This is a genomic window from Streptomyces sp. NPDC001880 (assembly GCF_053594575.1).
The window spans coordinates 1-4,527 of record NZ_JBSFET010000198.1 but is presented as its reverse complement, the minus strand read 5'-3'; the positions used below and the strand labels follow the sequence as shown (position 1 = coordinate 4,527).

Below are 4,527 nucleotides of genomic sequence, written 5' to 3'. Positions count from 1 at the left end.
CCGTAATCCCCGGTGGATCAGCGCGCGGCGTCAGATGCGGTGCATCGCAAGGCGGAGGGGCGTCCGCATACTGGATGTATGTGGACGTTCCGACAACGCGGCGAGGTGCCGTAGCTGTCGTCGCGCGCCCGCCGGGGACTACGGGACAGCCCTTACCCTGGTAGGTATGACCACGGGGGACGATCTGCTCCTGCTCGCGATAGTCCCGGGCAGGCTGCGCATACGGATACGGGGCGAGGACCGGCTCCGGTTCGCCCTGCGGACCGCGGAGTTGGCGGACCTGGGCCTGGCCGGTCGGATCGCCGTCGGGCCCCGGCGGATCGAGGTGCTGGACACCAGGCCCGTCGAGGACCGCCGCCTGAGCAATGTCCTGCGCGCTCTCGGCGCGGCTGCTCCCCCGCCCGGCCTCAAGGACTGGCTGCGCCGGACGCCGCGTTCCCTGACCGTCGAGTACCTCTCCCGGCTGCAGGACCAGAAGGCGGTCCGTGTCCGTCGGTGGCGTGATTCCAGCGGCCGTACCCGTCACGAGATTCTCTCCGTGGACCTGCCGCGCCGCCGGGCGCTGCTGACCCGCCTCCACGGCGTGGTCCGCTCCGGCCCATCAGGGTCCGCCGCCGACCGCGACCTCACCCTCGCCGTGCTCGTCCGGGCCGCGCACCTCGCCCCTGCCGCCTACCCCGGGCTGTGCGGCATCACCGATCGCCGTCGCCTGGGCGCCCTCGCCGCGGCCCACCGTCTCGCCCCCACGACCGCCGGAGCGGCCCCGGTCACCGACGAGGAACTCGCCGGGGCGCTGACCACCGGCGCGGATGTCCTCACCCGCCGGCTCCTCGGCGAGCTCAGCGATCTCTACGCCGACTTCACCACCGGTGGTCACGGCCTCGGCCACGGTCTGGACTCGGGCGGCTGGTCCGAGGGCGGTGCGGGCGGCACCGGCCACCACGGCGGCGGGCACGCCGGCTGGTGACTCCGACAGGTGACAGCCCGCCGTGCCGAGGCCCCGCCGGACATTCCGGCGGGGCCTCGGCGTCTCACGTGCTCTCACGCAGATCTCACGGCTGTGCGGGCTCACACCCGGATCGTAAGTCCCCTGACTTGGCATCAAGCGCCTGATCCAGGACGGCCGGACGCCCCCGGACAGTCTCTATGGCCTGGTCCGCAGCTTCGCGGTGCCCGGGTCATGAACGGCCTCGGAGGGGCCGGCCGAGTCCTGTCCCGCCGTTCGCCACATGGTGAGCGCCAGGTGGACCTGGAGTGCGTGGTCGCCATGGCGCCACAGTGGGCCGAGCAGCGCGGAGATCCGGTCGATGCGCTGGTAGAGCGTGTTGACATGGACGTAGAGGGCGGTGGCGGTTCGGCTCAGGTTGCCGTCGCAGGCGAAGTAGGTGAGCGCGGTGCGCACCAGATGGCTGCCGCGGGCCTCGTCGTGCTCCATCAGCGGACCGATCGTGCGGCGGACGAAACGGTCCAGTTCCTCGCGGCCCGCCGGGCCCAGCAGGATGCCGTGGATGCCGAGGTCGTCGCGGCAGGCACCCTCGCCGACACGGTCCAGCGCGACCAGTACGTCCAGGCAGCGGGAGGCGTCGCGGTGTGCCTCGACGACGGCCGCCGCGCCGGGTGCCGCGGGCTCCGCCCCGACCGTGACAGGGTGTCCGATCCCGTCGGTCAGCAGTCCGGCGAGGGTACGAGCAGCATCGCCGGGCTCGTCGCCGGCGGGCAGGACGACCACCGTGTTGCCGCCGTACTCGCCCGCGATGCCGCCGAGCCGGGTGGCGTGGCCGCCCGCCAGTTCCGTGATGCGGCGCCGCCCGGCGTTGTCCCCGCCCCGCGCCACGAGCACCATGTGGTCGCGCTCCAGATCGAGGCCGACCAGCGCGGCGCGGCGGCGCAGTCCTTCGGGGTCACGGTGCGGAGCGCCCAGCAGGTCTTCGAGGATCTCGCCGCGCAGCCGGTGCTCGGCCTCCGCGACCGTGCGTTCGCCCAGCAGCATGAGAGCGGCTGCCTGGGCGGCCCGTTCCAGGGCGTGGATGTCGGAGGCGTCGAGTCCGCCGCGTACGAGCAGCAAGGTGCCGAGGTGTTCGTCGGCGGCGACGATCGGGGTGGCGCAGACGGTGCCGCGCGACGCGGGACCGCGGCGGGCCCGGGCCTGTGTCATCTCCCGTACGAGGAGGGCGGGTTCGGGTGGTGCGTCGCCGGCCGAGGCGAGCGGCCGGTCCTGTGCGTCGAGGACGAGGACGCTGCCGCGCAGGACATCGGCGAGCTCCGACGCCAGCCCCGCCGGACCGCCGCCGTCGAGCGCGACGGCGGTGAGCCGCTCGTGGACGGCGGCGGTCTTGCGGACCTCTTCGAAGAGGGTGGCGTTCTCGATGGCGAGGGCCGCGTGATTGGCGAGCGAGATGAGCAGGTCGACCTCGTCCGGCGAGAAGGGACGGACCCGGCGGTTGGCGGCGAACAGCACCCCGTACACCTGATCGCCGAACTTCAGCGGCACGCCCTGGATGGCCACCAGTCCCTCCGCGCCGATGATGCCGTCCACGTAGGGGGTGTGCGCGAAGCGGGCGTCGTTGGGGTAGTCGGCGGTGTGGTACGGCACGGCGGTCGCGGCGACCAGTCCGCCGAGACCGGTACCGGCGGCGAGCCGGCCGGTCTTGAACCCGTCCGTCGTGATGCCGTCGGTGACGCGTACGTAGGTGTCGCCCTCCTCCGGGTCGGAGAGCAGCAGATACGCGACGTCGGTGCCGATGAGGGTGCGAGCGCGGCTGACGATGGCCTGCAGGACGTCCTCCAGATCGCGCAGCGAGGCGAGGTCACCGGCGGTCTCGTAGAGCGCGGCGAGTGCGGCTTCCCGTCGGCGGTGGGCGGCGAGCCTGGAACGTATCTCCAGGGCGTCGTCGACGAGTTGCGGCGCGGCCGCCACGGCACGGAACTCCGTCTCGTCGGCCTCTTCGCGCAGCAGGCGCAGCAGAGCACCCGCGGTCTCCGTCTGTGTCGTCATCCGGCCAGTGATACCGCACCGTTGCCGCAGTGCACACCGGATGATGGAGAGAATCTCCACTCATCGCCCGTGGACGCCGTGGCACACCTCCATTTCCTGCAGGGCGGTATGCGGCCAACCATGGCCCCGTCCGTTTCCGAAACCCGGCTATCCACCCCCCATTCCCCGGACGGACACCAGTTAAGGAGAACGCACGATGAAGCTCGGCTCCCTGCGGTCCGCCGCTGTCACCCTGGCGGCCGCTCTTGCCGCGGCCCTGGGGCTCACCGCCCCCGCGCACGCGGGCGAACCGGGTCTCCCCCGGCTCAACATCACCGATACGTACGTCACCGGAATCTCCTCCGGCGGATTCATGGCCTCGCAGCTCCAGGTCGCCTACTCCGGCACCTTCAAGGGCGCGGGCATCGTCGCCGCGGGTCCGTACTACTGCGGGAAGGGCGGCATCGTCGTCGGCCTGATCGCCTGCGGTACGGGGCTGATCTCCACCGACCCGGAAGGCATCGAGCAGATCACCCGCCGCTGGTCGGCCGAGGGGCGGATCGATCCCGTGTCGAACCTGGCGGGCAAGCCCGTCTACACGTACCACGGCACCAAGGACCCCGTCGTCCGGACATCGGTGAGCGACGAAGGAGTCCAGTTCTACCGGGACTTCGGGGCCCGGACCGCGTACCACGACACTGATCCGGCAGGGCACGGCTGGCCCACCCCGAACGCCCCGCTGAGCTGTGGCACCACGTTCTATCCCTTCCTGATCAACTGCGGCAACGATCCCCAGGGGGAGATGCTCGGTCACTGGCTGGGAAAGGTGAACCCACCGGCCGCCGCCCAGTCGGGCACCGTCAGCCGGCACGACCAGAACCGGTATGTGCCGGGGGGCCTGGCCCAGTGGTACAGCATGGGCAGCAGCAGCTTCCTCTACACGCCGGACTCCTGCGCGGCAGGAGCCGCGTGCAAGCTGGTCGTCGCCCTGCACGGCTGCATGAGCGACAACAAGTTCGTGGGTGACCGGTTCGCCCGTGAGTCCCATCTCAACGAGTACGCCGACACCAACAACCTGGTGATCCTCTATCCGCAGACCGACATCAGCCCGCTGCGCGGCAATCCCCAGGGCTGCTGGGACTGGTGGGGGTACACGGGCAGCGACTACGCCCAGAAGTCGGGTCCCCAGATGCGTGCCGTCCTGAATGAGGTACATGCGCTCGGCGGCTGACATGCATACTCCGCCCTCGCCGTGGAAGCCGTGACAGGCGTGTCCGCGAGCACCGCTCGCGCTCGGTCGGCCAGGAGGCAGACCGGGCGCGGGTTGCGCTTTGCGGTCAGGGCACGACGATGGAACGGGAGGGGTGTGGCCAGGGGCAGGTCGTCACCCGGGGGCGGATCATCAGCCGCGGCCGGTGCGGCCGCAGGAAACGGCTGCTGTGCCGTCCCAGGTCGGCACCGACGGCGGACGGGCCCTGCACGACGCCCGGCTTGGCGGCAGTGGTGGTTGTTCTGGATGCACAACGACGCCGCCGGTCTCGCCGGCCTCGTCC

At 71.5% G+C, this 4,527-nt stretch carries 3 protein-coding genes; 2 read left to right on the top strand and 1 reads right to left on the bottom strand.

Annotated features, from left to right (window positions below; translation table 11 throughout):
- The first annotated feature begins 166 nt into the window (after positions 1-166).
- Positions 167-967, top strand: a complete 801-nt coding sequence (locus ACWCQ6_RS35940; protein ID WP_451096532.1) for a GOLPH3/VPS74 family protein — start codon at positions 167-169, stop codon at positions 965-967.
- A 177-nt stretch (positions 968-1,144) separates the two neighbouring features.
- Here the strand turns inward: ACWCQ6_RS35940 and ACWCQ6_RS35935 are convergent, their stop codons facing one another.
- A complete protein-coding gene (locus ACWCQ6_RS35935) occupies positions 1,145-2,995 on the bottom strand; it encodes a helix-turn-helix domain-containing protein (protein ID WP_451096530.1) in 1,851 nt (616 codons plus the stop codon).
- A 196-nt stretch (positions 2,996-3,191) separates the two neighbouring features.
- On the opposite strand from ACWCQ6_RS35935, the gene ACWCQ6_RS35930 reads away from it, so the two are divergent.
- The gene (locus tag ACWCQ6_RS35930; RefSeq protein WP_451096528.1) at positions 3,192-4,205 is read left to right on the top strand and encodes an extracellular catalytic domain type 2 short-chain-length polyhydroxyalkanoate depolymerase; all 1,014 of its coding nucleotides are present in this window, start codon (positions 3,192-3,194) and stop codon (positions 4,203-4,205) included.
- The last annotated feature ends 322 nt before the right edge of the window (positions 4,206-4,527 follow it).

Excerpts from the sequence above, each read along its gene's own strand:
- ACWCQ6_RS35930 (WP_451096528.1), top strand. The coding sequence starts at position 3,192 with ATGAAGCTCGGCTCCCTGCGGTCCGCCGCTGTCACCCTGGCGGCCGCT.
- ACWCQ6_RS35935 (WP_451096530.1), bottom strand. The coding sequence starts at position 2,995 with ATGACGACACAGACGGAGACCGCGGGTGCTCTGCTGCGCCTGCTGCGC.
- ACWCQ6_RS35940 (WP_451096532.1), top strand. The coding sequence starts at position 167 with ATGACCACGGGGGACGATCTGCTCCTGCTCGCGATAGTCCCGGGCAGG.